Source organism: Cupriavidus sp. UME77, from assembly GCF_014170355.1.
Taxonomy (GTDB): Bacteria; Pseudomonadota; Gammaproteobacteria; order Burkholderiales; family Burkholderiaceae; genus Cupriavidus; species Cupriavidus basilensis.
Genome location: NZ_LZZU01000038.1, coordinates 46,066 through 69,360 on the forward strand (window position 1 = coordinate 46,066; position 23,295 = coordinate 69,360).

General features: G+C 65.9%; 21 protein-coding genes. 12 read left to right on the plus strand and 9 right to left on the minus strand.

The features are described 5' to 3' along the window. Positions 1-140 precede the first annotated feature (140 nt). Positions 141-1,037 carry a hypothetical protein gene (locus A9975_RS14250; RefSeq protein ID WP_183033351.1) on the plus strand — a complete coding sequence of 299 codons (897 nt, stop codon included), beginning with the start codon at positions 141-143 and terminating at the stop codon, positions 1,035-1,037. A 187-nt stretch (positions 1,038-1,224) separates the two neighbouring features. Here the strand turns inward: A9975_RS14250 and A9975_RS14255 are convergent, their stop codons facing one another. The 6 genes from A9975_RS14255 to badH form a co-directional block, all read right to left on the minus strand. After that, positions 1,225-1,539, minus strand: coding sequence for an amino acid ABC transporter permease (locus tag A9975_RS14255; protein WP_183033352.1), 315 nt, complete (start codon positions 1,537-1,539; stop codon positions 1,225-1,227). A gap of 220 nt (positions 1,540-1,759) precedes the next feature. Beyond that, positions 1,760-2,563 (minus strand): enoyl-CoA hydratase, encoded by an 804-nt coding sequence (locus tag A9975_RS14260; protein ID WP_183033353.1) that lies wholly within the window; start codon positions 2,561-2,563, stop codon positions 1,760-1,762. After that, on the minus strand, positions 2,550-4,202 hold the full coding sequence (gene aliA / locus A9975_RS14265; RefSeq protein ID WP_183033354.1) for a cyclohexanecarboxylate-CoA ligase: 1,653 nt from the start codon (positions 4,200-4,202) through the stop codon (positions 2,550-2,552). Before aliA ends, A9975_RS14260 begins: the two co-directional genes overlap by 14 nt. 51 nt (positions 4,203-4,253) lie before the next feature. After that, a complete protein-coding gene (gene aliB / locus A9975_RS14270) occupies positions 4,254-5,405 on the minus strand; it encodes a cyclohexanecarboxyl-CoA dehydrogenase (protein ID WP_183033355.1) in 1,152 nt (383 codons plus the stop codon). A gap of 99 nt (positions 5,406-5,504) precedes the next feature. Then, entirely contained in the window at positions 5,505-6,287 is a 783-nt protein-coding gene (badI, locus tag A9975_RS14275) for a 2-ketocyclohexanecarboxyl-CoA hydrolase (RefSeq protein ID WP_043353513.1), read from the minus strand. Positions 6,288-6,337: 50 nt separating this feature from the next. Then, positions 6,338-7,105 carry a 2-hydroxycyclohexanecarboxyl-CoA dehydrogenase gene (badH, locus tag A9975_RS14280; protein WP_183033356.1) on the minus strand — a complete coding sequence of 256 codons (768 nt, stop codon included), beginning with the start codon at positions 7,103-7,105 and terminating at the stop codon, positions 6,338-6,340. A 135-nt stretch (positions 7,106-7,240) separates the two neighbouring features. Between badH and A9975_RS14285 the strand changes: the two genes are divergently transcribed. After that, a complete protein-coding gene (locus tag A9975_RS14285; RefSeq protein ID WP_183033431.1) occupies positions 7,241-7,759 on the plus strand; it encodes a MarR family winged helix-turn-helix transcriptional regulator in 519 nt (172 codons plus the stop codon). Positions 7,760-7,833: 74 nt separating this feature from the next. Here the strand turns inward: A9975_RS14285 and A9975_RS14290 are convergent, their stop codons facing one another. Further along, positions 7,834-8,853, minus strand: a complete 1,020-nt coding sequence (locus tag A9975_RS14290; protein WP_370564625.1) for a tripartite tricarboxylate transporter substrate binding protein — start codon at positions 8,851-8,853, stop codon at positions 7,834-7,836. A 253-nt stretch (positions 8,854-9,106) separates the two neighbouring features. On the opposite strand from A9975_RS14290, the gene A9975_RS14295 reads away from it, so the two are divergent. Further along, the gene (locus A9975_RS14295; RefSeq protein WP_183033357.1) at positions 9,107-9,448 is read left to right on the plus strand and encodes a DUF190 domain-containing protein; all 342 of its coding nucleotides are present in this window, start codon (positions 9,107-9,109) and stop codon (positions 9,446-9,448) included. 51 nt (positions 9,449-9,499) lie between these two features. On the opposite strand, the gene A9975_RS14300 is transcribed toward A9975_RS14295, so the two are convergent. Both A9975_RS14300 and A9975_RS14305 read right to left on the minus strand, forming a co-directional pair. Then, a complete protein-coding gene (locus tag A9975_RS14300; protein ID WP_183033433.1) occupies positions 9,500-10,993 on the minus strand; it encodes an MDR family MFS transporter in 1,494 nt (497 codons plus the stop codon). 375 nt (positions 10,994-11,368) lie between these two features. After that, entirely contained in the window at positions 11,369-13,441 is a 2,073-nt protein-coding gene (locus tag A9975_RS14305; RefSeq protein WP_183033358.1) for a methyl-accepting chemotaxis protein, read from the minus strand. Positions 13,442-14,398: 957 nt separating this feature from the next. Here A9975_RS14305 and A9975_RS14310 point away from each other — a divergent pair. The 9 genes from A9975_RS14310 (at position 14,399) to A9975_RS14350 (ending at position 23,259) form a co-directional block, all read left to right on the plus strand. Continuing rightward, positions 14,399-14,722: an RNA chaperone Hfq gene (locus A9975_RS14310; protein ID WP_183033359.1), complete on the plus strand. Its 324-nt coding sequence runs from the start codon at positions 14,399-14,401 to the stop codon at positions 14,720-14,722. Positions 14,723-14,936: 214 nt separating this feature from the next. Next, a complete protein-coding gene (locus tag A9975_RS14315) occupies positions 14,937-16,265 on the plus strand; it encodes a FliC/FljB family flagellin (RefSeq protein WP_183033360.1) in 1,329 nt (442 codons plus the stop codon). A 143-nt stretch (positions 16,266-16,408) separates the two neighbouring features. Continuing rightward, positions 16,409-16,786: a flagellar protein FlaG gene (locus tag A9975_RS14320; RefSeq protein ID WP_183033361.1), complete on the plus strand. Its 378-nt coding sequence runs from the start codon at positions 16,409-16,411 to the stop codon at positions 16,784-16,786. 42 nt (positions 16,787-16,828) lie between these two features. Beyond that, the gene (gene fliD / locus A9975_RS14325) at positions 16,829-18,289 is read left to right on the plus strand and encodes a flagellar filament capping protein FliD (protein WP_183033362.1); all 1,461 of its coding nucleotides are present in this window, start codon (positions 16,829-16,831) and stop codon (positions 18,287-18,289) included. 49 nt (positions 18,290-18,338) lie between these two features. Beyond that, positions 18,339-18,785 carry a flagellar export chaperone FliS gene (fliS, locus tag A9975_RS14330; RefSeq protein ID WP_183033363.1) on the plus strand — a complete coding sequence of 149 codons (447 nt, stop codon included), beginning with the start codon at positions 18,339-18,341 and terminating at the stop codon, positions 18,783-18,785. A 1-nt stretch (position 18,786) separates the two neighbouring features. Continuing rightward, a complete protein-coding gene (locus A9975_RS14335; RefSeq protein ID WP_183033364.1) occupies positions 18,787-19,122 on the plus strand; it encodes a flagellar protein FliT in 336 nt (111 codons plus the stop codon). An 8-nt stretch (positions 19,123-19,130) separates the two neighbouring features. Continuing rightward, entirely contained in the window at positions 19,131-20,456 is a 1,326-nt protein-coding gene (locus tag A9975_RS14340) for a flagellar hook-length control protein FliK (RefSeq protein ID WP_183033365.1), read from the plus strand. Next, positions 20,453-20,773 carry an EscU/YscU/HrcU family type III secretion system export apparatus switch protein gene (locus A9975_RS14345; protein WP_183033366.1) on the plus strand — a complete coding sequence of 107 codons (321 nt, stop codon included), beginning with the start codon at positions 20,453-20,455 and terminating at the stop codon, positions 20,771-20,773. Before A9975_RS14340 ends, A9975_RS14345 begins: the two co-directional genes overlap by 4 nt. Positions 20,774-21,012: 239 nt before the next feature. Continuing rightward, the gene (locus A9975_RS14350) at positions 21,013-23,259 is read left to right on the plus strand and encodes a tetratricopeptide repeat protein (protein ID WP_183033367.1); all 2,247 of its coding nucleotides are present in this window, start codon (positions 21,013-21,015) and stop codon (positions 23,257-23,259) included. Positions 23,260-23,295 lie beyond the last annotated feature (36 nt).

Below are 23,295 nucleotides of genomic sequence, written 5' to 3' on the forward strand. Positions count from 1 at the left end.
GAAAGCGATGTGATGAGCGGGGCATATTCACTCCGCGATAGCCTCTTCGTCGTGCAGCATTGGGCAGGCCCGGCGCACGGCCGGCTCCCCTGGGTTGCGCACCCAGGCAGTAAAATGGAAATTTGCCCCCGGGGAAGAAAGTGTGCGTTAAGCGCGAGCTTGCTGCGATTGGCATCGCCGCCGTACTGCCTGCCGCCCAGGTGGCGTGGGCCGCGAGCGACGCGCCAATTCCGTCCGAATCATCGGAATCATCCCCATTGCCCGAAAGACCGCTGCCGGCCGCGGCGCCACCATCGGCGGGCAAGGCAAACTGCTGGGAAACGCTCTGGTCTCGTCCGAATGCGAAGGTACGGATGGAGGCAGACGGCGCCATGCCGATGTCAATGATGACGGTCCAGGAGCTGCTGGAAAGCACGCCGGCGCAATGCCAGGCGATCATCAATATTCACTCGAAGAGCGCGCTGGCAGCGCTGATGGGGCCGCCGGTCATTGCGGATCAGCGCGACCTGGTCAGCATCTCGCCGCTCGCTGCGCCATCGGCGGTTCGCGTCGAAATCCACTCGGAAATCAACGCGAGAGCACGCTATGCCCGGCTCTATGGCACATCGACAAGCGTCGGCGAAGGCGTGGTCAACTATGCGGGAGCAGATCTGCGCGAGGGCGCGATACTTGGCGGCGAGACGGTCAACTCCAGCTTGACACTCAAGATCTATGCGCGCGGAACGGATGAGGAGGTGGGCGAGCTGCGCGCCGCGCACGCCACGATCACCATCAGCTCGCGCCACGTTGGACGGCGCCGCATGATTGATACCGCGCTGGGCCGCAAGGATTGCATACCCATCACTTACGAAAAGCACTCCTCGCTTGGGCCAACGCAGCTAGTCGATACGCTGATCATGACGACGCCTTCGGTCATGCAGATCACGGATTGGTATTGCCCAAGCGAGCGCTTCGTGCTCCGCACGGAAGTACGAGAGCAGGGCAAGGTCCAGCGCATCGATACGACGGCAATCATGCCGGTCGGCGAAGCACCCTGAATTCCGCTCGGGGACCGGGCAGGCAAACCAGGCAAATCAGACAGCACGGACAGCGGCGCCGCATTTCCCTGGGCTGCGTCATGGCCCGCGGCGCCGGCGGCGAGCCAACCCGGTTCATCGAAGAAAAAACCCGCCGGTTGGCGGGTTTTCCAGGAGCACGGCATCAACCACCGCGCGGCAAAACGGCTCAGGCCCCGGCAGTCGTCGCCGGCACGGCCTTCTTGGTTTGCTTCTTATGCGACTTCTTCGCCTTCGAATCCGTCAGGTTGGCACGCGAGCTCTTGTTGGCGCCCTGGGTATAGGGGTCAAACTTGTCGCCGGCCTTGGCCCCGTCGGTATAGGGGTCAGCCTTGCCTGCCTTGGCGCCATCGGTGTACGGGTCCGCTTTGCCAGCCTTGGCGCCCTGGGTGTAGGGATCAACCTTGCCGGTGCCTTGCGCCTGAGCGGCGATGGATGCTGCGCCAAGGCACAGCGCGAAAGCGGTAGCGACAATCTTCTTCATGACATTTCCTTGGAAGGCCACCGTCCGGGCAGCCGTGGACACGCGAACATTGAGCTAGCCTGACCGACCAGCTCTCCATTAAACGGTTCGTATTAAGCGTCCGTTGACTTGGCATTCAAACTTCTTTTCCCGGAAATTGGAGCCATTGCGGAATGGACATGCCCCCCCTTTTTTCAGCTTTGGCAGATAGAAGGCTCCGGCATCGATGCCCACATGCCGTCTAGCGGTGCCGGAACACCGGTGCCCTTCTCTCCAAAAACGCATTCATCCCCTCCTTCAGATCCTGCGTGGCAAACAGCGCATGCAACTGCCGCCGCTCGAACAGCATGCCCTCGGACAGCGATGACTCGCAGGCGCGGTTGATCGCCTCCTTGAGCGCCATCATCGACGGCAGCGAAAAGCCGGCAATCGTCTGCGCCACCGCCATCGCTTCATCCATCAATCGCCCGGCGGCCACTACCCGCGATACCAGCCCGCTGCGCTCCGCTTCAGCCGCATCCATGTTGCGCGCCGTCATGCACATGTCCATGGCTTTCGCCTTGGAGATGGCGCGCGGCAGGCGCTGCGTGCCGCCCGCGCCGGGGATGACCGCAAGCTTCAGTTCCGGCAGGCCGAACACCGCGTTGTCCGCCGCGATGAGAATGTCGCAGGCCATGGCCAGCTCGCAGCCGCCGCCAAGCGCGTAGCCCGCGACCGCGGCGATCACTGGCTTGCGCACATTGCGCAGCGTCTCCCAGTTGCGCGTGATGTAGTTGGACTTGAACACGTCCATATAGTCCCAGCCGCGCATGGCCGCGATGTCCGCGCCGGCGGCGAAGGCCTTGTCGTTGCCCGTGATCACGATGGCGCCGACGCCGTCGTCTTGCTCACACGTCAGCAGCGCCAGGCCGAGCGCATCCATCAGCGCATCGTTGAGCGCGTTCATCTGCCGGGGACGATTGAGGCGGATCACGGCGACGCGGCCGACCATCTCCAGCAGGACCAGGTTCTCGTCGCTCGCAGGCGTGGCTTCATGCGCGGTCACTGGATGCTCCCTCCCCTTGCCCGCTCTTGCGAAGTTGCTCGCGCAGCCTGAATTTCTGGATCTTGCCCGCTGGCGTCAAGGGCAGCGTGCCCTGCACGACCAGCCGCTCGGGGATGTATTGCACGGCCATCTTCTGCGCCTTGAGGAAGTCCACCATCGCCGCCATGTCGAATGGCTGGCCGCCGTGGGTCACGACGAAGGCGCAGGCGCGCTCGCCGAGGCGCTCGTCGGGATAGGCGACGATGGCCACCTGCGCGATGGCCGGATGGCGGTACAGCAGGGTTTCGATCTCGACCACGGGGATGTTCTCGCCGCCGCGGATGATGACGTCCTTGCTGCGGCCGTCGATGCGGATGTAGCCGCGCGCGTCGATGCGGGCCAGGTCGCCGGTATCGAACCAGCCGTGCGCGTCGGTGTCGTTCAGGTGCGCACGGCGCAGGTAGCCGCCGAAATTGGAGCAGGAGCGCACCAGCAGGCGGCCGCTGGCGCCCACCGGCAGCGGCGCGCCCGCTACGTCGACCACGCGCACTTCCACGCCGGGCAACGGACATCCGTCGGTGCTGGAGGCGCGCTCATCGTCATCCTCGAGCCGCGTGGTGGTCACCGCGCCCATTTCCGACATGCCCCAGGCGGAGATCACCTTGGCGCCCAGCGCGGCGCGCGCCAGCTCCACCAGCGCGCCGGGGATAGGGGCGCCCGCGCACAGGAAGGCGCGCAGCGTGGGCACGGCGTCGCCAGTCTCGGTGACCGTGCGGGCCAGGTCGGTGAGGAACGGCGTGGAGGCCATGGTGAAGGTAACGCCTTCCTGCCGGATCAGCGCCACGGCCTTGCGCGGCTCCCAGATGTCCTGCAGCACTACGCTCGCGCCCAGCATGACCGGCATCATCAGGCCGTACATGAAGCCGGTCTGATGCGCCATGGGCGAGGCCATCAGGATCACGTCGCCCGCACCCAGGCGCAGGCGTTCGGCGTACGTGACGATATTGGCCATGAGCGTGTTGGACGAATGCAGCACGCCCTTCGGCTCGCCGGTGGTGCCGGAGGTGTAGATGAGCTGGGTGATGTCGTCCGGGCCGGGGCGATGGCCAGCCGCCGGATCCGGCGCGCCGGCGCCGGCCAGCAAGGTCTCGAACGAATCAGGCCCGGCGCCGCCGATCACGGCCACGTGCCGCAGGTCAGGCAGCGCCTGGCGCAGGCCATCGAACATGGCTTCGTAGTCAAACCCGCGAAAGCGCTTTGGAATCACCACGACCTTGCTGCACGCGTGCCGGAGCATGAACGACAACTCGCGCTCGCGCAGGATCGGCATGAGCGGATTGAGCACCGCGCCAAGGCGCGCGCAGGCTAGGTAGAGCGCGGTGAACTGCCACCAGTTGGGCAACTGGCAGGACACGACATCGTTGGCGCCAACGCCCAGCCTGGCGAGGCCCGCCGCGATGCGCCCGGCCTGCCCGGCCAGTTCCCGGTACGTCAGTTGCGTGGTCTCGCCGCTTTCCACCTGCAATGCGCTCAGCGCCACCTTGTCGGGGCAGGTGGCCAAGCAGTCGTCCAGCGCATCGTTGATGGTGCGCTCTGGCCAGAAGCCTTGCGCGACGCTGGACGCGCGGCGCGGGGGCAGCAGGATGGCGTCGAATTCCATGGCGTGTCTCCTCGTTGTTGTCGTTTTGGTCAGGCTTGCTCGCTGGCAAGATCAGGCTGGCACCGCTTCCCGGCCCGCGCGGGTACGGGCGATGATGGTCTTCATGATCTGGGCCGTGCCGTCGCCGATCTGGAAGCCGAGCACATCACGCAGGCGCTGCTCCATGGGGCCGCGGTCGTAGCCGCCGTGGCCAAACGACAGCAGGCACTGGTGCACCACGTCGTAGGCCAGCTTGGGCGCCCACCATTTGCACATCGCGGCTTCGGCCGTGTGCGGCAGGTTGTGGTCTTTCAGCCAGAGCGTCTGCAGGCACAGCAGGCGCGCGGCGGCGACCTGCGTCTCGAAATCCGCCAACGGATGGGACACGCCCTGGAAAGCGGCCAGCGGCTTGCCGAAGGCCTGGCGCTCGGCCACGTATTCCCAGGTTTCTTCCAGGCTCGCGCTGGCCACCGCCAGTACCTGCAGGCCGATCAGCGCGCGGGAGAAATCAAAGCCCTGCATCACCTGCACAAAGCCCTCGCCTTCCTTGCCAAGCAGGTGGCTGACGGGCACGCGCACGTTCTCGAAGAAGATCGAGCCGCGCCCGATGGCGCGCTGGCCGTGGCAGTCGAAGCGGTTGGTGGTGATGCCGGGCAGGTCCATCGGCACCAGCAGCGCAGACACGCCGCGCGCGCCCGCCTCGACGGAGCCGCTGCGCGCGAACACTACCGCGGCGTCGGCCTGGTCGGCGGCGGAGATGGAGGTCTTCTCGCCGTTGAGCACGTAGTGGTCGCCGTCGCGCTCCATGCGCAGGCGCAGGTTGGCCGCGTCCGAGCCGCCGCGCGGCTCGGTCAGCGCGATGGCGAACAGGGCTTCGCCTTGCGTCAGGCGCTGCAGCCACGGCCGCGCGATCTCCGGGGCGGCATGATGCGCCAGGATCTGCCCGTTCAGCGAAGCCAGCAGGTTGATGTACGAAAGGCTCAGGTCCGCGCGCGCCACTTCTTCGTGGATTACGCCGGCCGCCAGGCAGCCCAGGCCCTGGCCGCCGTATTGCTCGGGCAGCTCGGGGGCGATAAAGCCCATCTGGCCCATTTCGCGCATCAGCGCGCGGTCAAGCTCGCGGGTGCGGTCGCGCTCCAGGAAGCCGGGCGCGATACGTTCGGTGGCAAAACGGCGGGCATGGTCGCCGAGCACGGCCAGGTCTTCATCGAGATAGGGGTTCATGGCGTCTCCAGGAGGTCTTGCCGCATGGCGCGCCGATGCGGTGCACCTTGCGGCCGCGTTGCTTGTGAGCGCAACGGCGGCTATGGCGGCTATGTCGGCTTACTTGGCGTACTTGCGGAAATCGGGCTTGCGCTTTTCCTGGAAGGCGGTGACGCCTTCGCGCGATTCCTCGGTGTCGTAATAGAGCTTGAGCGCGTACATGCCCATGCCGGCGATGCCGCTCTGGTGGGCCGTGTCCATGTTGAACGAGCGCTTGGCGATGGCCAGCGCGGTGGGACTCTTCTCCATGATCTCATCGCACCACTTCTGCACTTCGGCGTCGAGCTGTTCATGGGGGACGACAGCGTTGACCAGGCCCATGGCGAGGGCTTCGGCAGCCGGATAGCGGCGGCACATATACCAGATCTCGCGCGCCTTTTTCTCGCCCACCACGCGGGCCAGGAAAGCCGTGCCATAGCCGGGATCGACCGAGCCGACCTTGGGGCCGACCTGCCCGAACACGGCCTTCTCGGAGGCGATGGTGAAGTCGCAGATCGTGCAGATGACATTGCCGCCGCCAATGGCGTAGCCCTGCACGCGGGCGATGACGGGCTTGGGCACGTCGCGGATGGCGTTGTGCAGCTCTTCCATCGGCAGGCCGATCGTGCCGCGGCCGTCGTACTGCCCTTCATGCGCGGACTGGTCGCCGCCGGTGCAGAAGGCTTTTTCGCCGGCGCCGGCGAGCACGATGGCGCCGATCTCCCGGTCATAGCCGGCGCGGTTGATGGCGTGGATCAGTTCGTCGCAGGTGCGCCCGCGGAAGGCGTTCATCTTCTCCGGGCGGTTGATGGTGATCCAGGCCGCGCCGTTGCGCACGTCGTAGAGAATGTCTTCGTAGTTCATGGTCGTTGTCTTCGTTGTCTTGAAAGCCGCTGCAGCCGCTGCAGCCGGATTCAGCCGTTCATGGTCAGCCCGCCCGACACGCTCAGCACCTGTCCGGTGACGAAGGCCGCGTCGTCGCTGGCAAAGAACACGATGGCGCCGGGCAGGTCCTCCGGCTGGCCGATGCGGCCCAGCGGGATCGAACGGGTGAAGGCCTCGGTCAGCTTTTCCGGGTTGCCGGCGCCTTGCTTGTAATCCTCGAACAGCGCGGTATCGGTCGGGCCGGGGCACACCACGTTGACGGTGATGCCGTGGCGGGCGTGCTCGCGCGCGATGGTCTTGGAAAACGACACCAGGCCGCCCTTGCACGCGGCGTAGACGGCCTCGCCGGAAGAACCCACCCGTGCGGCGTCAGAGGCGATATTGACGATGCGCCCGCGCTTGCGCTCCACCATGCCGGGCAGCACCGCATGGTGCATGTGCAGCGCGCCGGTGAGGTTGATGGCGATCAGGCGGTCCCATTGCGCCGGCTCGGTCTTGGTAAAGGGCTTGAACACGTCCCAGCCGGCGTTGTTGACCAGCACGTCGATGGGGCCAAGCTGGCTGGTGGTGGCCGCCACGGCGGCGTCGACGCTGGCGCGGTCCGTGATGTCGCACTGGAATGCTTCGGCGCGGCCGCCGTCTTCGCGGATGCGGGCGGCGACCTGCTGCGCTGCCGCCAGGTTCAGGTCGAGCACGGCCACGGCGGCGCCCTCCCGCGCAAAGCGCCGGCAGGTTGCCCCGCCGATGCCACCGCCACCACCGGTCACGATGACCGTCTTGCCTTCGAGTCTTTGCACAGTGTTCTCCTTCGTGGTCCAGGGTGCTATCGTGCGGCTGATAGGTCGCGCGTCAGCGTTTAAATATGTAAATATATTGACGTATACTAGGCGGACAGCTGGACCAATGCAAGTACGGCTATTCAGGAATTTATGATGGTTAACCCCGATTTTGATGATGATCTTGCCCCGGCCGCGCGCATGGAAATGGCAAACAGGTTGTTCTTTCGCCTGTACCAATGCGCAAATATGTTGCATAAAACGGGGTCAAGGGCGGTTGAGGCCGAAGGCCTGACGACGCAGCAGTGGGCCGTGCTGGGCGCGCTGTCGCGGCCACAGGCGGCCGATGGCATGAGCGTGGGCGACCTGGCGCGATACCTGATGGTGAGCCGGCAGAACCTGTCGGGACTGATCAGCCGCATGGAGCGCGACGGCCACCTGAGCATGGCGCCCGACGGGCGCGACCGGCGCTCGCGGCTGGTCACCATGACGCAGACCGGGCGTCATGTATGGCTGCGCCTGGCGCAGCCCAAGATCCGGGATTACTACGAGCGGGCGCTGACCGATTTTTCAACCGGCGACATCACCCACACGCTGCACTACCTGCTCAAGCTGCTGGAAAACATGAAGGGGCTGGATGCCGAAGGCGCCGCGGGGGAAGATGCGCGGGAATGAAGCGCAACGCATGCGAGGCGACACAAACCGGCTGCCATCACCGGCTTGCGTTATTGCGTTATTGCGCTGTTGCCTTATTCAGCCTTGATGCCGCGCGCGCGGATCAGCTCGGCCCAGCTCGCGCTCTCCCGACGGATACGCGCGGCAAGCACATCGGGCGTGCTGGCAACCGGCTCCATGCCCTGGCGCGCGAGTTCCTCACGCACCGCCTTGCCGCCGAAGACTTCGCGCACGTCGGCATAAAGCGCCGCCACCACCGGCGCCGGCGTGGCGCGCGGCACCAGCAGCGCGTACCACGAGCTGACCTCGATGCCACGCACGCCCTGCTCGGCCAGCGACGGAATCGCTGGCGCCGCGGGCGAGCGCGTGGCCTGGGTCACGGCCAGCGCGCGCAACGCGCCGGAGCGGATGAAGGGCGCCAGCGTGGGCAGCGTGCCGAACAGGATCGGCACCTGCCCGCCCACCACATCGTTGAGCGCCTGCGTGGTGCCCTTGTAGGGCACGTGCAGCAGCGCGATGCCGGTCTGCTGGCGGAACAGCTCGCCGGCCAGGTGCAGACCGCTGCCCACGCCTGGGCTGGCATAGCCAAGCGGCGGCCTGGCGCGCTGGGCCAGCGCCACCAGCTCCTGCACGGAGCTGGCGCGCACGGAGGGGTGCACCGCCAGCACATTGGGTGAGCTTGCCAGTAGCGAAACGGGAAGGAAGTCGCGCTCGACCTGATATGACAGTGCCGGGAACAGCGTGGGGTTGATGGTCAGGTTGCCGGCCGGCGCCACCAGCAAGGTGCAGCCATCGCCGGACGCTCGGCGCACCGCATCGATGCCGATATTGCCATTGGCCCCGGGCTTGTTGTCCACCACCACGGTCATGCCGCGGCGCTGGTGCAAACCCTGCGCGAGCGTGCGCGCGAGCAGGTCGGCCGGGCCAGCCGCCGGGAACGGCACGACAATGCGCAGTGCGCTGCAGGCAGAGGCGGGTTGCGCGGCGCGCGCCGCTGGTGCAGCGCCAATCCACAGGCTGGCGATCGCGAGGCAAGCTGCGGCGGGCCAGCGCAGTGCGCGCCTGCGGTTGGTTTCGGACTTCGGATGTCGCACTGGGGCCTGCTAAGGGTTGGCGTAATAAAAGTGACCCCTTGGTTTTTGTTTTATATATAAAACCATGGATCTCTATTGAAACAAATGGAAATATAGCCTGCCCTTTCCCGGAACGGGGCTAGGGTAATCCCTTGTTTTTTGGGGAAGCAGGTTTCGCGCCTAAACTAAAGACGGCACCCCGCCAGGCGCACGCCGTCCATGCCACGTCCGCGGCACGCGAATACCGCCGCAAGGGGGCAAAAGGGGGGCTGCCGTGCAAGGCTTCCAACTCACGCTGTTCACCATCGAAAACCGCCGCCACCACGGCAAGCAGCTATCCCACTGGCTACTGCAGATCCTGCGCGAGCTGCGGATCCGCGGCGCCACGCATATGGTGGCGGCCGAAGGCATCGGCCATGACCGCCGCTTTCACACCTGGCACTTCCTGGAGCTGGCCGACCGGCCGGAGGAGATCACCGTGATTGCCACGGAGGAGGAAGTGCAGCGGCTGTTCGACCGCCTTGCCCTGGAAGACGTCCAGGTGTTCTACGCCAAGACGCCGGTGGAGTTCGGCTTCCTGGGGAAAAGCAGCGCGCCAGAGGCGCAGAGCCCCTGACCTGGCCGGGCAGCGCGGCCTCACCCGGCCGCACCCGGTCTGCGTGCGCCGTCAATCCATGCTGGCTGCCACGCTGGTGCCGGTGCTGCCGCGCAAGGTGGCCTCCGGCAAGCGCGCCACCAGGAAGGGCGCGACCAGCGACACGGCGGCGCTGAGCAGGAACAAGGTGCGGAATGCCACCTCGGCCGCCGCGCGCACCGCGCCGGCATCGGCCGAGTTGCCCGCATCGCCCCCCACCATGGCGCGATGGAACATGCTCATCAGGATGTCCTCGCCACCGGCCAGGTCTGCTATACCCATGCCGCCATGGCGCAACAGTGCGATCAGCACGGTGGTCAGCACCGCCACGCCAACCGCGCCGCCAAGCATGCGCGAGAAGGCGGTCAGCGCCGTGGCCACGCCCACCTGGTGGGCAGGCACCGCGTTCTGGGTAGCGACCAAGCCGCTTGGCAGCTGGAGCCCGATGGCCAGGCCGAGCATCACCATCACCAGCGCGGTCAGCAGGACCGCATGCGGATCAACGAACGCCAGCGCGACGATCGCCAGCGGCGCAACCAGCGAGCCCGCCAGCTGCAGCGGCTTGTAGCGCCCGCTCCGCGTCATCAGCCGGCCCGAGATAAAGGCGCCAAACGGGATGGACAGCGTCAGCGGCACCAGCCGCAGCGCGGCGCTGTCGGCCTGGACGCCGCCCACTACCTGGAAGCGCAGCGGCAGCAGCACGGACATGGCGATCAGCTGGAAAAAACACAGGAACAGCGTGATGCAGCAGATCGTGACCGTCGGCACGCGCAGCATGTCCAGAGGGATCATCGGGTCCGCCACCCGGCGCTCTTGCCACACGAACAGCACCATGGCGACCATCCCGGCCACCAGCAGGCCGAGCGTCTGCGGCGTTGCGGCAGACTGCCCCTGCCCGAGCCGGGTCAGGAACACCAGCACGCCGGTCAGGCCGCCACCGAACAGCAGCGCGCCGACGTAGTCGATGCGATGGCGGCGCCCGCCCGCTGGCAGGTGCTTGAGCGCACGGCGAACCACCAGCAGCGCGAGCAGCGCCAGCGGCAGGTTGATCCAGAAAATCCAGCGCCACGACAGGTAATGCGCCAGGTAGCCGCCGATCACCGGGCCCGCCATGCTGGCCACGGCCCAGACGCCGCTCACATAACCCTGGTAGCGGCCGCGGTCGCGCAGCGGCACCACATCGGCAATGGTGGCCTGCGACACCGAGATCAGGCCACCGCCGCCCAGCCCTTGCAGGATGCGCGCGATGATCAGTTGCGGCATGGTCTGCGCCAGCGCGCACGCGATCGAAGCCAGGAAGAACAACACGATGGCAAACGACAGGACCGAGCGCCGCCCGAGCAGATCCGAGAGCTTGCCGTAGATCGGCGTCACCACCGTGGAGGCCACCAGATAGGCCGAGACCACCCAGGCCATCTCCTCGAAGCCGTTAAGCTGCAGCGCGATCTCCGGCAACACCACGGCCACGATCGATTGCTCCAGCGCCCCCAGCAGGATGGCCAGCATCAGCCCGAAAATGATCTGCATCACCGGCACCGGCGGAACCGGCGAGGGGACGGATGCCGTGTTGCCAGGATTGCCGCCACCGTCCGCGGCCTCGGAGGACGCGGAAGTGGCCGAGGCGATCGCGGTCGCGGGTAGCTGGGCGGATGAAGGCGGAACTGAAACCGCCAGGAAGGGCGGCATGGAGACGGCGGTCATGGGCGCGGGGGAGAGAGAACGCTTGCGGCGAGGGACATGGAGTGCGGTGCCACCGCGAACGGGCGGCATCGCTCCTGTCTGTTTTTGTATACAAGGGCGCTATTGTAGGCCTAAGCCTTGCGCCTTGCAGCCGCCCCGGCGCTTTGCCGGGCTCCCGACCTGAACGCCGCCAAGGCGACATTCAAGGCGACGCTGCTGGACTCAGAACGATTCCCAGTCTCCGGCAGCCACGGCCGCGCTGCCGGCAGCCGGGGTGCGCGCGGCACGGCGCGGCGCCGGCGCGGCCACGGCAGCGGGCTTGGCCTGGCGGGCGGCGGGCAGCGTCTTGGAAGACAGCACCGGTTCGCGGCCCTGGCGCACCACCGGTGCGCGGGTCTTGCTGGGCAACACGGGCTCGCGGGGGGTGCGGGCCGCGCCAGCACGTGGTGCCACGGCGGCTGGCCGGGCCGCCGGCTTGGTGGCGGTTGCTGGTGCTACTCGTGCTGCCGGTGCCGCCGGCGCTGCTTGAACCACCTGCACCGCCTGGGCGGCACGAGCGGCTGGAGCCACGGGCTTGGCCGGGGTCGGGCGAGCCGCCCCCGGGCGGGCCGGTGGGTGGCTCTTGCCACCAGCGGCCGTGTGCGCCGCCGGGCGCCGCCCGGCGGCTGCCGGCGCCACGCGCGCTGCAGCGACTGCCCGCGCAGCCGGTGCCGGCGCCCGCGCAACTTGCGTTTGCGCCGGTGTCACCTGGAACCTGGACACATCGTCGACCAGCCCGGCGGCCTGCTGCTGCAGGCTCTCGGCGGCGGCGGCGGCTTGCTCCACCAGCGCGGCGTTCTGCTGCGTCACGCTTTCCATCTGATTGATGGCGCGGTTGACCTGCTCGATGCCGCAGGACTGCTCCTCGCTGGCCGCCGCGATCTCGCCCATGATGTCGGTCACGCGCTTCACCGCCCCGACGATATCGTCCATGGTGCGGCCGGCGTCCTCGACCTGCTTGGCGCCATGGGCCACCTGCCCCACCGAGCCATTGATCAACTGGCCGATCTCCTTGGCCGCCGACGACGACCGCTGGGCCAGGCTGCGCACCTCCGCGGCCACCACGCCAAAGCCACGTCCTTGCTCACCGGCGCGGGCAGCTTCCACGGCCGCGTTGAGCGCCAGGATATTGGTCTGGAAGGCAATCCCTTCGATCACACCGACGATTTCGGCGACCTTGGCCGACGATTGCGAAATATGCTGCATGGTCTCGACCACGCCGCGCACAGCGTGCCCGCCCGCCGTCGCCACGCCGGAAGCGCTGACCGCCAGTTCGTTGGCATGGCGTGCATTGGCGGCGTTCTGCTTGACCGTAGAGGTGAGCTGCTCCATGGATGCCGCGGTCTGCTCCAGGGATGCCGCCTGCTCTTCCGTGCGCTGGGACAGGTCGGTATTGCCCTTGGCGATTTCCCGGGTCGCGCCATCGATCGAGCGCGTCGCGCCCTGGATGCCGTGCACCAGTGTCGCCAACTGCCCGAAAGCGCGTTCCAGCGCGCCCAGCATGCGGCCCATCTCGTCATCGCTACTGGCCTGGATGACATAAGTCAGGTTGCCATGAGCAAGCGCTTGTGCCGCGTCCAGCGCTTGCCGCGCCGGGCGCGTGATCGAGCGCGTGATGCCGATGCCGAGGACGGCAGCCAGCGCGACCGCGGCGGCAGCCAGGCCCAGCAGCAGGTTGCGCGCCATCTCATAGCTGGCGTTGGCCTCTTGCACGGCGGCGGCGGCCACCTTGCGCCCCCCGTCGGACAATTCGCTCAGCTTGTCGAAGTAAGGCGCCTGGGCTGCCGGCAGGGTCGCGACCAGCGCGCTGCGCGCGCTGTCGAACTCGCCGCCCTGCAACTGGCGCAGCACCGTGTCGAGCTGGGTGTCGTAAGCATTGCGTGCCTCGACCAGGGCACGATAGGTTTCCTGGATCTCAGGCTTGGCGGACCTGGAAAGCCATTTCCCCAGTTCATCCAGCGTGCCGCGCATGTCCTGGCGCAGCGCGCCGATACGCTCGGCGTTGCGCCGCACGGCAACCGGATCCTCATTCAGCGTGGCATCGCGCACCAGGATGCCGGTGCGCAGCGCATCTTGCTTGACACGCTCGATCTCCAGCACCTTGAACAGGCGCCCTTCCACCGTCAGGCGCATCGATTCGTTCATGGTGCGCAGGGACATCATGCCCAGCACGGCCACGGCAATCAGCAGCAGCGCCACGAGCGAAAACGCTACCGTCAGGCGCACCCCAATGCCAAAGTTTCGCAACCAACGCATCTTCCCGGCTCCTTTTACTCTTATCGCGCGCGCTTCATCCTCGCCCCGGACAGATTTCCGGAGCGACGCCGCATCGCGGGCTTAACGGCAGGGACAGGAGCAAGCTTGAGGGCTAAACGGCGACTTCCGAAAAGAAGCGCAAAAATGGGGATTTGAAAGGAAATATAGAGGGGAAAAGCCCGGCAATTCGAGCGATTGCCCAGCGGCAACCTGTCGTCTAATGTCACCCATGCACTTCGAAGTGCTGCCACCGGCGCTTGTCGCCGAAGGCGCACAACAAACAAAGTGGGCGCACAAAAAAAGAAGCCCACGCGCGGGGTGCTCGTAGGCTTTCCAGGACTGCTTTAGAGCCGAAAGGCCCTGACGCGAATATAAACCTGCTTACATGAGGTGTAAATCCAATTTCTATCAGGGATATCTCTGATAGAAAAAGTGCCGAAAATGCCACTCAAGTGGCGGATACCCGGCATGGGACGCATCGCAGTAGCAGGCCAGGGCCACCTTGCAGCCCGCAAACCCATGCCAGACAGGGAATGCGGGCGCGGGTGGCGTTGGGACTTGCCACACCAGCGCCAATCAATTCATAGGTTTGCAGTGTGTTGCAATAGCTTTATTAGAGGAAAACCTCTACGCGAGACGCGCCCCCCAACCGTCAAGATTTGCAAAAAATTTTGTTACCCTCGCCCCTGAAGTATTTCCCTTCTCTTCTGGCGGCGTCGCCCGCCACAGCTTGCGGGGCAGCATCGGATCCACCGCCTGGACACAAACCAGGGCCGGTCCCGGCCCATGCCGCCTCGCCGTCCCGCGCCAGCACCGAGAGCGGATGTTTCATCCCTCGCCCAGCCCAGGCCGTGCCACAACCGGCACCCAGCCGTGCTGTCACACCCCATTTGCCCAGGCCCAGTTATTGGACCGTCGCCAGCCGCCAGAACCCGAGCGGGCTCTTCCGGAGAAGTTGTGAACAAGAAGGTAACCAGGATCGATCGCCCGAGCCGGAAACTGCAGCACCTGCAGCTCTCCACCCACAGCGCAAGTCGCAATCCTGTCGTCGTGCATTTATCGAACGGCGTTCGGCTGCACGGCGTGATCATCGCGACAGACAACTATATGGTGTTGCTGGCAGAGTCTGCGCAGGACCCGCTTCCGCAGATCGTCTACAAGCACTCCATCGCCGTGATCACGCCGGCTCACGCCCCCGAGGCCACGGCCTGCGTGCCCGGGGCGGAGACCTCGCCGGAATTTGTCAGCTTATATACCCCGCGTACCCGCAAGCGCCGCTAGGCGTTGCCGGGGTCACGCAGCTAGCCCGGCCGGGCTTGTTTCGCGCCAAATCCGTCACTCAGTTTCAAACCATCGCAAAGATCACTCTAAATCTTTTCCGGCACCAACCGATAACCCAAACAACGGTGGCACTTCTCGCCCAGCATTGCCTGGCAGCCAACGTTGCGGCAGCAGCCGGATTGCACAATCTACTGTAAAGAATAGGAGTCGTACCATGTCGATGACCATCAATACCAACACGTTGTCTCTGATGACGCAGAACAACCTGAACGCATCGCAATCGTCGCTGAACAGCGCGATCCAGCGTCTGTCGTCGGGCCTGCGTATCAACAGCGCCAAGGACGACGCCGCCGGCCAGGCGATCGCCAACCGCTTCACCGCCAACATCAACGGCCTGACGCAAGCACAGCGCAACTCCAACGACGGCATCTCGCTGGCGCAAACCACTGAAGGCGCGCTGAACGAAGTCAACAACAACCTGCAAGCTATCCGTACCCTGTCCGTCCAAGCCGCAACGGGCAGCAACTCGGCAAGCGACCTGCAATCGATCCAGGACGAAATCACGCAACGTCTGGCTGAAATCGACCGCACTTCGCAACAAACCGATTTCAACGGCGTCAAGGTCCTGTCGTCCACCGCCACCCCGCTGAGCGTGCAAGTCGGCGCCCAAGACGGCCAGACCATCTCGATCGGCCTGCAAGAAATCAGCTCGAAGACCCTGGGCATGACCGGCTTCACGGTGGCCAAGAACGCACTGAGCACCAGCGCCGCCGTCACCACGGTTGCAGCCGCCACCGGCTCCGCACCGGTTTCGGTCAACCTGACCTCGGCTGCCAACGCCCTGTCCGCCGTCGTCGGCTCGACCGTCAGCACCAGCTCCCTGACCCTGAACAACGTGCTGAACTCCGCCGGCAACGCCACCAGCAACTACGTGGTCAAGTACGGCAACGACAACTACGCTGCCTCGGTCGACGCCGCCACCGGCAACGTCACCCTGAACAAGGTGCAAGTGAAGATCGGCGATGCCGCCAACGGCAACACCGGCAACACGGTGGCTGGCCAGCTGGTCAAGGTCGGTGCCGACACCAGCGGCGCTGCAGTCGCTTTCATCACCCAAGGCGGCAACAACTACGCGCTGTCCGCTGGTACGCAGGCTGGTGCAGAGGCCAACGGCGGCTCGACCACCACGTCGGTCACGGACGCCACCCAAATCGAGCTGAGCACCGCCGGCACCACCACCGCAACGGCCCAGTTCACCGGCTCGGGCAGCACCAACCCGCTGGCCCTGATCGACAAGGCGCTGGCCACGGTCGACAAGCTGCGCAGCTCCCTGGGTGCCGTTCAGAACCGCTTCAACTCGGCCATCACCAACCTGGGCTCGGCGGTGACGAACCTGTCGGCTTCGCGCTCGCGCATTCAGGACGCTGACTACGCGACCGAAGTGTCGAACATGTCGCGCGCCCAGATCCTGCAACAAGCAGGTACGTCTGTGCTGGCCCAGGCCAACCAGTCGAACCAAGGCGTGCTGTCGCTGCTGCGTTAATTCTCGCAACAGGCGGCTGCCTCCTAGCAGGACGGGTTCTACCCGGGCCCGTCCTGCCGGGAATGTTTTCAGAGCGGTCTCCGCTCTGAAAGCGTTTCCACCGAAGCCTTTTGTGCACAGACCCAACGCTGCGAGAACAGATCATGATCAGTTCGACCGAACCGCCACTGCCAATGCCGGCCACACTCACCGTCGGGCCGGCATCGTCCGTTGGTACTACCGGAGCGACGAGAAGCCCGGCGGATCCGGGTTCGGGGGCAGCGGAATCGAAGCCGGCCGACGGCGCCCATGCGGCCGGCAGCGCCGGGCTGAACAGTGCGCTGAAGAGCCTCAACGAGGCCCTGGAGGCCACCCCGCTCGAGGTCCGCGTCAGCATCGACAAAGCCACGCACAGAATGGTCACGAGTGTCGTGGACAAGGCCTCCGGCGAGACGATTCGCCAGTTCCCCACAAAAGAAGTCCTGCGCATTGTCCGCGCCATTGATAAGTTGCAGGGCCTGCTGATTCACCAAACCGCCTGATCGGGCGCCCCTCCCCGTACATATCAACCACAGGTACGCATCATGAGTTCAACGAGTGCAACGAGTTCGACGAGCGGTTCAGCGATTTCGTCGCTTGGTGTCGGTTCCGGGCTGGATCTGAGCACTTTGCTGACCAATCTGAAATCGGCGGAACAGCTCAAGTTGACCCCGATCACCAATCAGCAAAGCGCGGTCAACACCCAGCTTTCGGCTTATGGCGTATTGCAAGGGGCGCTGGCTTCGTTCCAGTCGGCCGCCACCGCCCTGGGCACGGCCAGCCTGTACAACAGCACCACCACCACGTCGAGCAACACCAGCGTGCTGAGCACCTCGGCCGACAATACCGCGGTGGCGGGCAGCTATGCGGTCAACGTCTCGCAGCTGGCCCAGTCGCAGACGCTGGTAGCGAACGGCATCACCGACAGCACCGGCATGCTGCTGGGCAGCGCGACAATCCAGATCCAGTTCGGCACCACCACCGGCACGACCTTCACACCCGGCAGCACCCCGGCGGCGTCGATCAATATCAATGGCACCAACAATACGCTGAGCGGCATCCGCGACGCCATCAACGCCGCCAATGCCGGCGTTACCGCCAGCATCGTCAACGACGGCAGCAGCACGCCCTATCACCTGGTGCTGACCTCGAACACCACCGGCGCTGCTTCGAGCATGAGTGTTTCGGTCAGCAGCAACGGCAGCGGCGACCCCACCACCATCAGCAACCTGCTGACATACAACCCGGGCGGCACGACGGCGATGACGCAGAACATCGCGGCACAGGACGCCAAGCTCAGCATCAACGGCCTGGCAATCACCAGCGCTAGCAATTCGGTCCAGGGCGCGGCCCAGGGCGTGACACTTAACCTGGCCACCACCGGCACCAGCACGGTGAACGTGGCCAGCAACACCAGCGCCATGGCTACCGGTGTGCAGAGCTTCGTCACCGCGTACAACACCCTGCAGTCCACGGCGGCCCAGCTCTCCGCCTACGACCCGAGCACCAAGACCGCCGGCGCGCTGCTGGGCGACTCCACGCTGCGCGTGATCGAGAACCAGCTGCGCAACGTGATCAATACCCCGCAGACGGCCGCTGGCACCACCGGCCTGACCAACCTGACGCAGATCGGCATCAGCTTCAACGCCGACGGCAGCATGTCGCTGGATTCGAGCAAGCTCAATACCGCGCTCACCACCAACCGCACGGGCGTCGCGCAGTTGTTCAGCGGCACCGACGGCAAGTCAGGCTACGGCAACCAGCTGTCGAGCGCGGCGGCGGGCTTTGTCTCCCCCACGGGCGCACTGACTACCGCCACCAACGGTGTCAACGCCACGCTCAAGTCGCTCGCGACCCAGTACACCGATGTGTCGGCCCAGATCGATGCCGCGGTGGCGCAGTACCAGACCGAGTTCCAGAACCTGGACACGCTGATGGCAAAGCTGAACTCGACCAAGACTTACCTGACGCAGCAGTTCAGCAGTTCGAGCAGCACTTCGGGCTGAACCCACCAGGTTTCTCGCACACGTCATAACAAACTCAGGGAGCGCCGCCATGTACGCACGCACCGCCGCCAACGCCTACACCAACGTCGGCCACGAGACCGGGGCCATGAGTGCCTCGCCGCACCGCCTCATCGTCATGCTGTTCGATGGTGCGCGGGCGGCGATCGCCCGCGCCAAGTTCCACATGGAAGCAGGCAAGATCGCCGAAAAAGGCAAGGCCGTCTCCAACGCCATCAACATCATCGAAAGCGGGCTGCGCGCATCGCTGGATCATGGCGCCAGCGCGGAGCTCGCCGGCAACCTCGATGCGCTCTACGACTACATGACCCGGCAGCTGATGCTGGCCAACCTGCATAACGACGAGAGCCGCTTCAACGAGGTCGACAAGCTGCTGGCCGACATTGCCTCGGCCTGGAGCCAGATCGATCCGGACGCCGTGCCGGAGTCTGCGCCACAGGCATTCATGCCGAGGGAAGCTGTCTCGATAGGGACCTGACATGCTGCCGCAAAAGAAGAAGATCATCACTTGCTATGAAGAGCTGCTACGCCTGTCCAGCCTGATGTGCGAAGCCGCGCGCGCGGGCAATTGGGATACGCTGTGCGCGCTGCAGAACGGGTACGTCACCCAGGTCAGCACGTTGAAGAGCATCGACGACGTGGCATTGCTGAGCGCCGAAGAACGGCGCTACCGCTACCGGATGCTGGAAACCATCCTGTCGCAGGATGCCGCCATCCGCAACCTGGTCACGCCGAAGATGCAGGAGCTGGGGTACCTGCTGAGTAACTCGCGCCGCCGCCAGGAACTGCATCACGCCTACGGCTCGCCGGCCTGATTCGGCAAATGATCGGCATCAACCTTCCGGCAGATGCATCGCTTGCCCTGCGCACGGATCCGCAGGCGCTCAAGTCCGCCCTAACCGTAGCCAAGCTGGCAGCCTTGCAGCCGGTTGGCACCGTCACCGACACGGTGGGGACTGCCGAGGGCGGCAACACCGTGCAACAAGGCCGGGCAGGAACGGTCGGTACCGGCATGCCGCCCGCGCCCGAAGGCGCGGCAACAACTTCGGCGCGCGAGTCGTTCAGCACGGCGGCACGCGTCATCCTCGACATCCTGGACGGCACCGACGCCGCGCCGCTGCGCAGCGCGGCGCCCATCGTGGCCACACCGCCGGGCAGCGGCCAGGCCAGTTCTCTGGCAAGCGCTCTGGCCCGCCAGGTTGGGCAGAGCGGCCTGTTCTATGAGTCGCATCTCGGCCAATGGCTGAACGGCACGCGCCCGCTCGATAGCCTGATGCGCGAGCCACAGGCCTTGCTGGGGCGCCCGCCCGCTGCGCCGGCCACCACAGATGCCACGCAACCGGTATTGCAGTTGACGTATCAGCCGGCTGCGGGCGCGCCGGCGCCCGCCCCGGCACAGGCTGCCGCACAGGTGGCTGCCAAGGCAGCCACCGCTGTCGCCGCCGCGGCGGAGTCGGGCAGCCTTCCCCTTCCCGGGGAAGATCCCGGTGCCGACACGCCGGCACAAGCGTCGAAGGCTGCGGCCACTTATTCGGCGCCCGCCCCCAGCGCCGCCTCCACGGCGGCGGCGCCTGCCGCGAATCCGTCCACGCCCTCCGCACATCTCGCCCAGCAGGCAACCCAGGCCTACCAGGCAGCTTCAGCCACGCCAGCGCCGCGCACGGTGCATCTCTCGGCGGACGACATCTTCGGCGCAAGCAAGCCGGCCGCCGACCCGTTGCAAGCCACCAGCGCCACCGGCCCCGCCGTGCACCCGGATGCCACCACGCTGGTACGCCAGCAACTCGACACCCTGGCGACCCAGCAATTGCGCTGGATGGGCGAAGCGTGGCCGGGCACGCCGATGCAATGGCAGATCACGCGCGAGCAAGATGACACCCCCGCGCGCGGGCAGGGCGAGCCGCAAGCCATTGCCGGTGGCGCCTGGTCAACCCGGCTGGTCCTCGAGTTCCCCAACCTCGGCACCGTGGAGGCCAGAATCAGGCTCACCGGCAACAGTGTCGAAGCACGCCTGGCGGCGCCCGCCTCAGTCAACCTCCTGGCCGGCGCGCGCGCGCAGCTCCAGGATCGCCTCGCCGCGACCGGCCTCGATCTCACCGCGTTGGCGGTGGATGGCATCTTCCAACCGGCCGGGAGCACCAAGCGGTGAGACAGCCCGACGACAACGCGCGCGGCACGGCGGTGGCGCTGAGCTACGACGAAACGCGCGACCAAAGCCCCCGCGTGGTCGCCAAGGGCTATGGCGACGTGGCCGACACCATCATCGCCCGCGCCCGCGACGGCGGCGTCTATGTCCACAATTCCCCCGCGCTGGTGACCTTGCTCATGCAGGTCGACCTGGACTCGCGCATCCCGGAGCAGTTGTACGTGGCCGTGGCCGAATTGCTGGCCTGGCTGTATCAGCTCGAAAAGGGCGAGGCACAAGCCGGTTCCGCGCCGGCGTCGAATACGTTCAGCCCTCGCTGAGTCCCCGGCGGCGGCCGCCCTCCCCCCCCGAAAGCGCCGCATTCACCCCACTGCTGCCCCGCCTCCGGAATTAGCCTCTTTTTTGGCTTGTATTCCGGCCTCCCCGTGCCTGTCGTCCTGATAACTTTCAGGGGCCGGAACAGCCTGGCGATGCCGCCGCGACACCGCCTTTCCCGGTACGCGGCGGCGTCGCCAATAAGCGCATTGCCTGTACCAGCCCGCCAAGACGGGCCCAACCGATGAAACCTACCAACGCTAGCAAGTCTCCCCGCCAGATCGAGAAGGCTCGCGCAGCCTACCAGGCCGGCCAGTACCGCGCTGTACTCAGAGAAGCCGAAAAGGCGGAGCAGATCCTCGGCAAGCGGGCCGACGCCTCTTACTGGCAGATGGCAGCCTGGCTGGCCCTGCAGGATACGAAGAAGGCCGGCGAGATCCTGCGCGACGGGCTGCAGCATTTCCCCGACGACATCGAGCTGATGTCTCTTGGCGGTTTCGTCCTGCTGCGCAACGGCGAGCACGAGCAAGCCAGGCAACTGCTGCAGCGCTGCGTCGGCGCCGCTCCCGGCTCGCTGAGCGCGTGGGTGCACTACGCCGCCCTGCTGCTGGAGTTGCGCGAACCCGCGGCGGCCAAGGAAGCCGCGCTCAAGGCGCTGGCCATCGATCCGAACGAACCCATCGCCGCCTGCAACTACGCCCTCGCCCTGAAGGAAATCGGGGAGATGGGCGAGGCCATGGAGGCACTCTGGAAAGCGGTAAGACTGGCCCCGAAGAATCTCGCCATCCGCGCCAACCTGCTGTTCGCCATGTTGTTCGCGCAGGAAACCACGGCAGCCGACCTGCTGCGCGAAGCCAGGGCCTACGAGCAGTTGCTGCTGGCCGGGCAGCGCTTCCCGCTGCGCAAGCACGCCCTGCGCCAGGACGGCGGCCCGATCCGCCTGGGCCTGCTATCCAATGACCTGCTGCGGCACGCCTGTGCCTACTTCATCCTGCCGCTGCTTGCCAACCTGGACCGCACCCGCGTAGAAGTGGTGGCGTTCTCGCTCAACCCGCAGAGCGACCACGTCACCGACAAGATCCGGCTGCACGCCAACCAGTTCATCGAGTTGGCCGGCAAGTCCACCGCCGATATCGTCGACATCGTGCGCGGCCAGCAGATCGACGTGCTGATCGACCTCGGCGGGCATACCGGAACTTCCCCGCTTCCCTATATGGTCCACGGCCTGGCGCCGGTACAGATGACGTGGCTGGGCTACCCCGGCAGCACAGGGTTGAGCGCTATTGACTATCGCATCACCGACTGGACCTGCGATCCAGAAGGATTCGAGCCGCACTACAGCGAAGCCTTGCTCAGGGCGCCCGCCTTTTGCACCTATGCCCCGCTGGTCCATAGCCCGCTCGAGACCTACGGAGCCAAATACCGGGTCCAGGACACACCCGCGCTGCGCAACGGGACTGGCGTGATCACCTTTGGCTCCTGCAACAACCTGGGCAAGGTGACCGACCAGACCCTTGCCCTGTGGGGCGCCGTAATGGCGCGCTGCCCCGGCAGCCGGCTGCTGATCGAAGCGCGTGACATCGACAACGACACCGTGAGTGGACCACTGCTGGCACGCCTGGCCCGGGTCGGCATTGACGCGGCCAGGGTCATCCGCGTTCCGCGGATGGTGCAAAACCAGTACCTGACCTACAACAACATCGACATCGTCCTCGACACGTGGCCGCTGACCGGCGGCACCACCACGTGCGACGCCGTGTGGATGGGTGTGCCGGTGGTATCGCGGGCCGGCGCCGCCTACCATTCGCGGATCTCCGCGGGTGTCTTGCATGCCATCGGGCTCGATGGCCTGGTGTGCGCGGACGAGCGCGAGTATGTCGAGGTCGCGGTGCACCTGGCGACCCACCTCGAAGAGCTCAATGCCTTGCGGCTATCGACCAGGCACCGCTTCGAGCAGAGCCCCCTGGCCGACAGCGCAGGATTCGCGCGCTGGCTGGAAGATCAGTTGACCACCCTGGTCCAGCCGCACAGGCCAATCGATAGCCAGACTGCCGGCTCACGCGATGGCGTCTACTTCGCCGATGCCTGGCACACCATGGCGGAGATCGTGGTGGCGATCGCGGGCCTGCTGGAAGCCCAGCGCTACGTGGAACTGCGCAGCCTGATGGAGAACTTCTCCGCGAAATGGCCCAGGCACTGGATCACGGCCTATGTACTGGCCGAGATCGCGCATCACAGCGGACAGCCCGACGCCTGCGTCGAATACCTGATGGGGAGCATCGGCCTGCGTGCCTATCACCTGCCGCTCTATCGCTTACTCAGCACCCGCATGGATGCATATCAGTACGACAAGGGCATGCTGGGTGAATTCCTGCAACAGCAATTCGGCATAAGCCTGTCGTTCCTGGAGCAGCAAGGAGCGCCCACGATCCTCGAAGTGCTTGGCATCGACATTGCGCGAGCGCAAAACCTCGAACCGGCCCACGCCTGATGGCTGCCTTGCAAGCCCTGGCCGCGCGCCGCCTCG

Excerpts from the sequence above, each read along its gene's own strand:
- A9975_RS14255 (WP_183033352.1), bottom strand. The coding sequence starts at position 1,539 with ATGAAGAAGATTGTCGCTACCGCTTTCGCGCTGTGCCTTGGCGCAGCA.
- aliA (WP_183033354.1), bottom strand. The coding sequence starts at position 4,202 with ATGGAATTCGACGCCATCCTGCTGCCCCCGCGCCGCGCGTCCAGCGTC.
- aliB (WP_183033355.1), bottom strand. The coding sequence starts at position 5,405 with ATGAACCCCTATCTCGATGAAGACCTGGCCGTGCTCGGCGACCATGCC.
- badI (WP_043353513.1), bottom strand. The coding sequence starts at position 6,287 with ATGAACTACGAAGACATTCTCTACGACGTGCGCAACGGCGCGGCCTGG.
- A9975_RS14285 (WP_183033431.1), top strand. The coding sequence starts at position 7,241 with ATGGTTAACCCCGATTTTGATGATGATCTTGCCCCGGCCGCGCGCATG.
- A9975_RS14300 (WP_183033433.1), bottom strand. The coding sequence starts at position 10,993 with ATGCAGATCATTTTCGGGCTGATGCTGGCCATCCTGCTGGGGGCGCTG.
- A9975_RS14305 (WP_183033358.1), bottom strand. The coding sequence starts at position 13,441 with ATGCGTTGGTTGCGAAACTTTGGCATTGGGGTGCGCCTGACGGTAGCG.
- A9975_RS14315 (WP_183033360.1), top strand. The coding sequence starts at position 14,937 with ATGTCGATGACCATCAATACCAACACGTTGTCTCTGATGACGCAGAAC.
- A9975_RS14320 (WP_183033361.1), top strand. The coding sequence starts at position 16,409 with ATGATCAGTTCGACCGAACCGCCACTGCCAATGCCGGCCACACTCACC.
- fliD (WP_183033362.1), top strand. The coding sequence starts at position 16,829 with ATGAGTTCAACGAGTGCAACGAGTTCGACGAGCGGTTCAGCGATTTCG.
- fliS (WP_183033363.1), top strand. The coding sequence starts at position 18,339 with ATGTACGCACGCACCGCCGCCAACGCCTACACCAACGTCGGCCACGAG.
- A9975_RS14335 (WP_183033364.1), top strand. The coding sequence starts at position 18,787 with ATGCTGCCGCAAAAGAAGAAGATCATCACTTGCTATGAAGAGCTGCTA.
- A9975_RS14340 (WP_183033365.1), top strand. The coding sequence starts at position 19,131 with ATGATCGGCATCAACCTTCCGGCAGATGCATCGCTTGCCCTGCGCACG.
- A9975_RS14350 (WP_183033367.1), top strand. The coding sequence starts at position 21,013 with ATGAAACCTACCAACGCTAGCAAGTCTCCCCGCCAGATCGAGAAGGCT.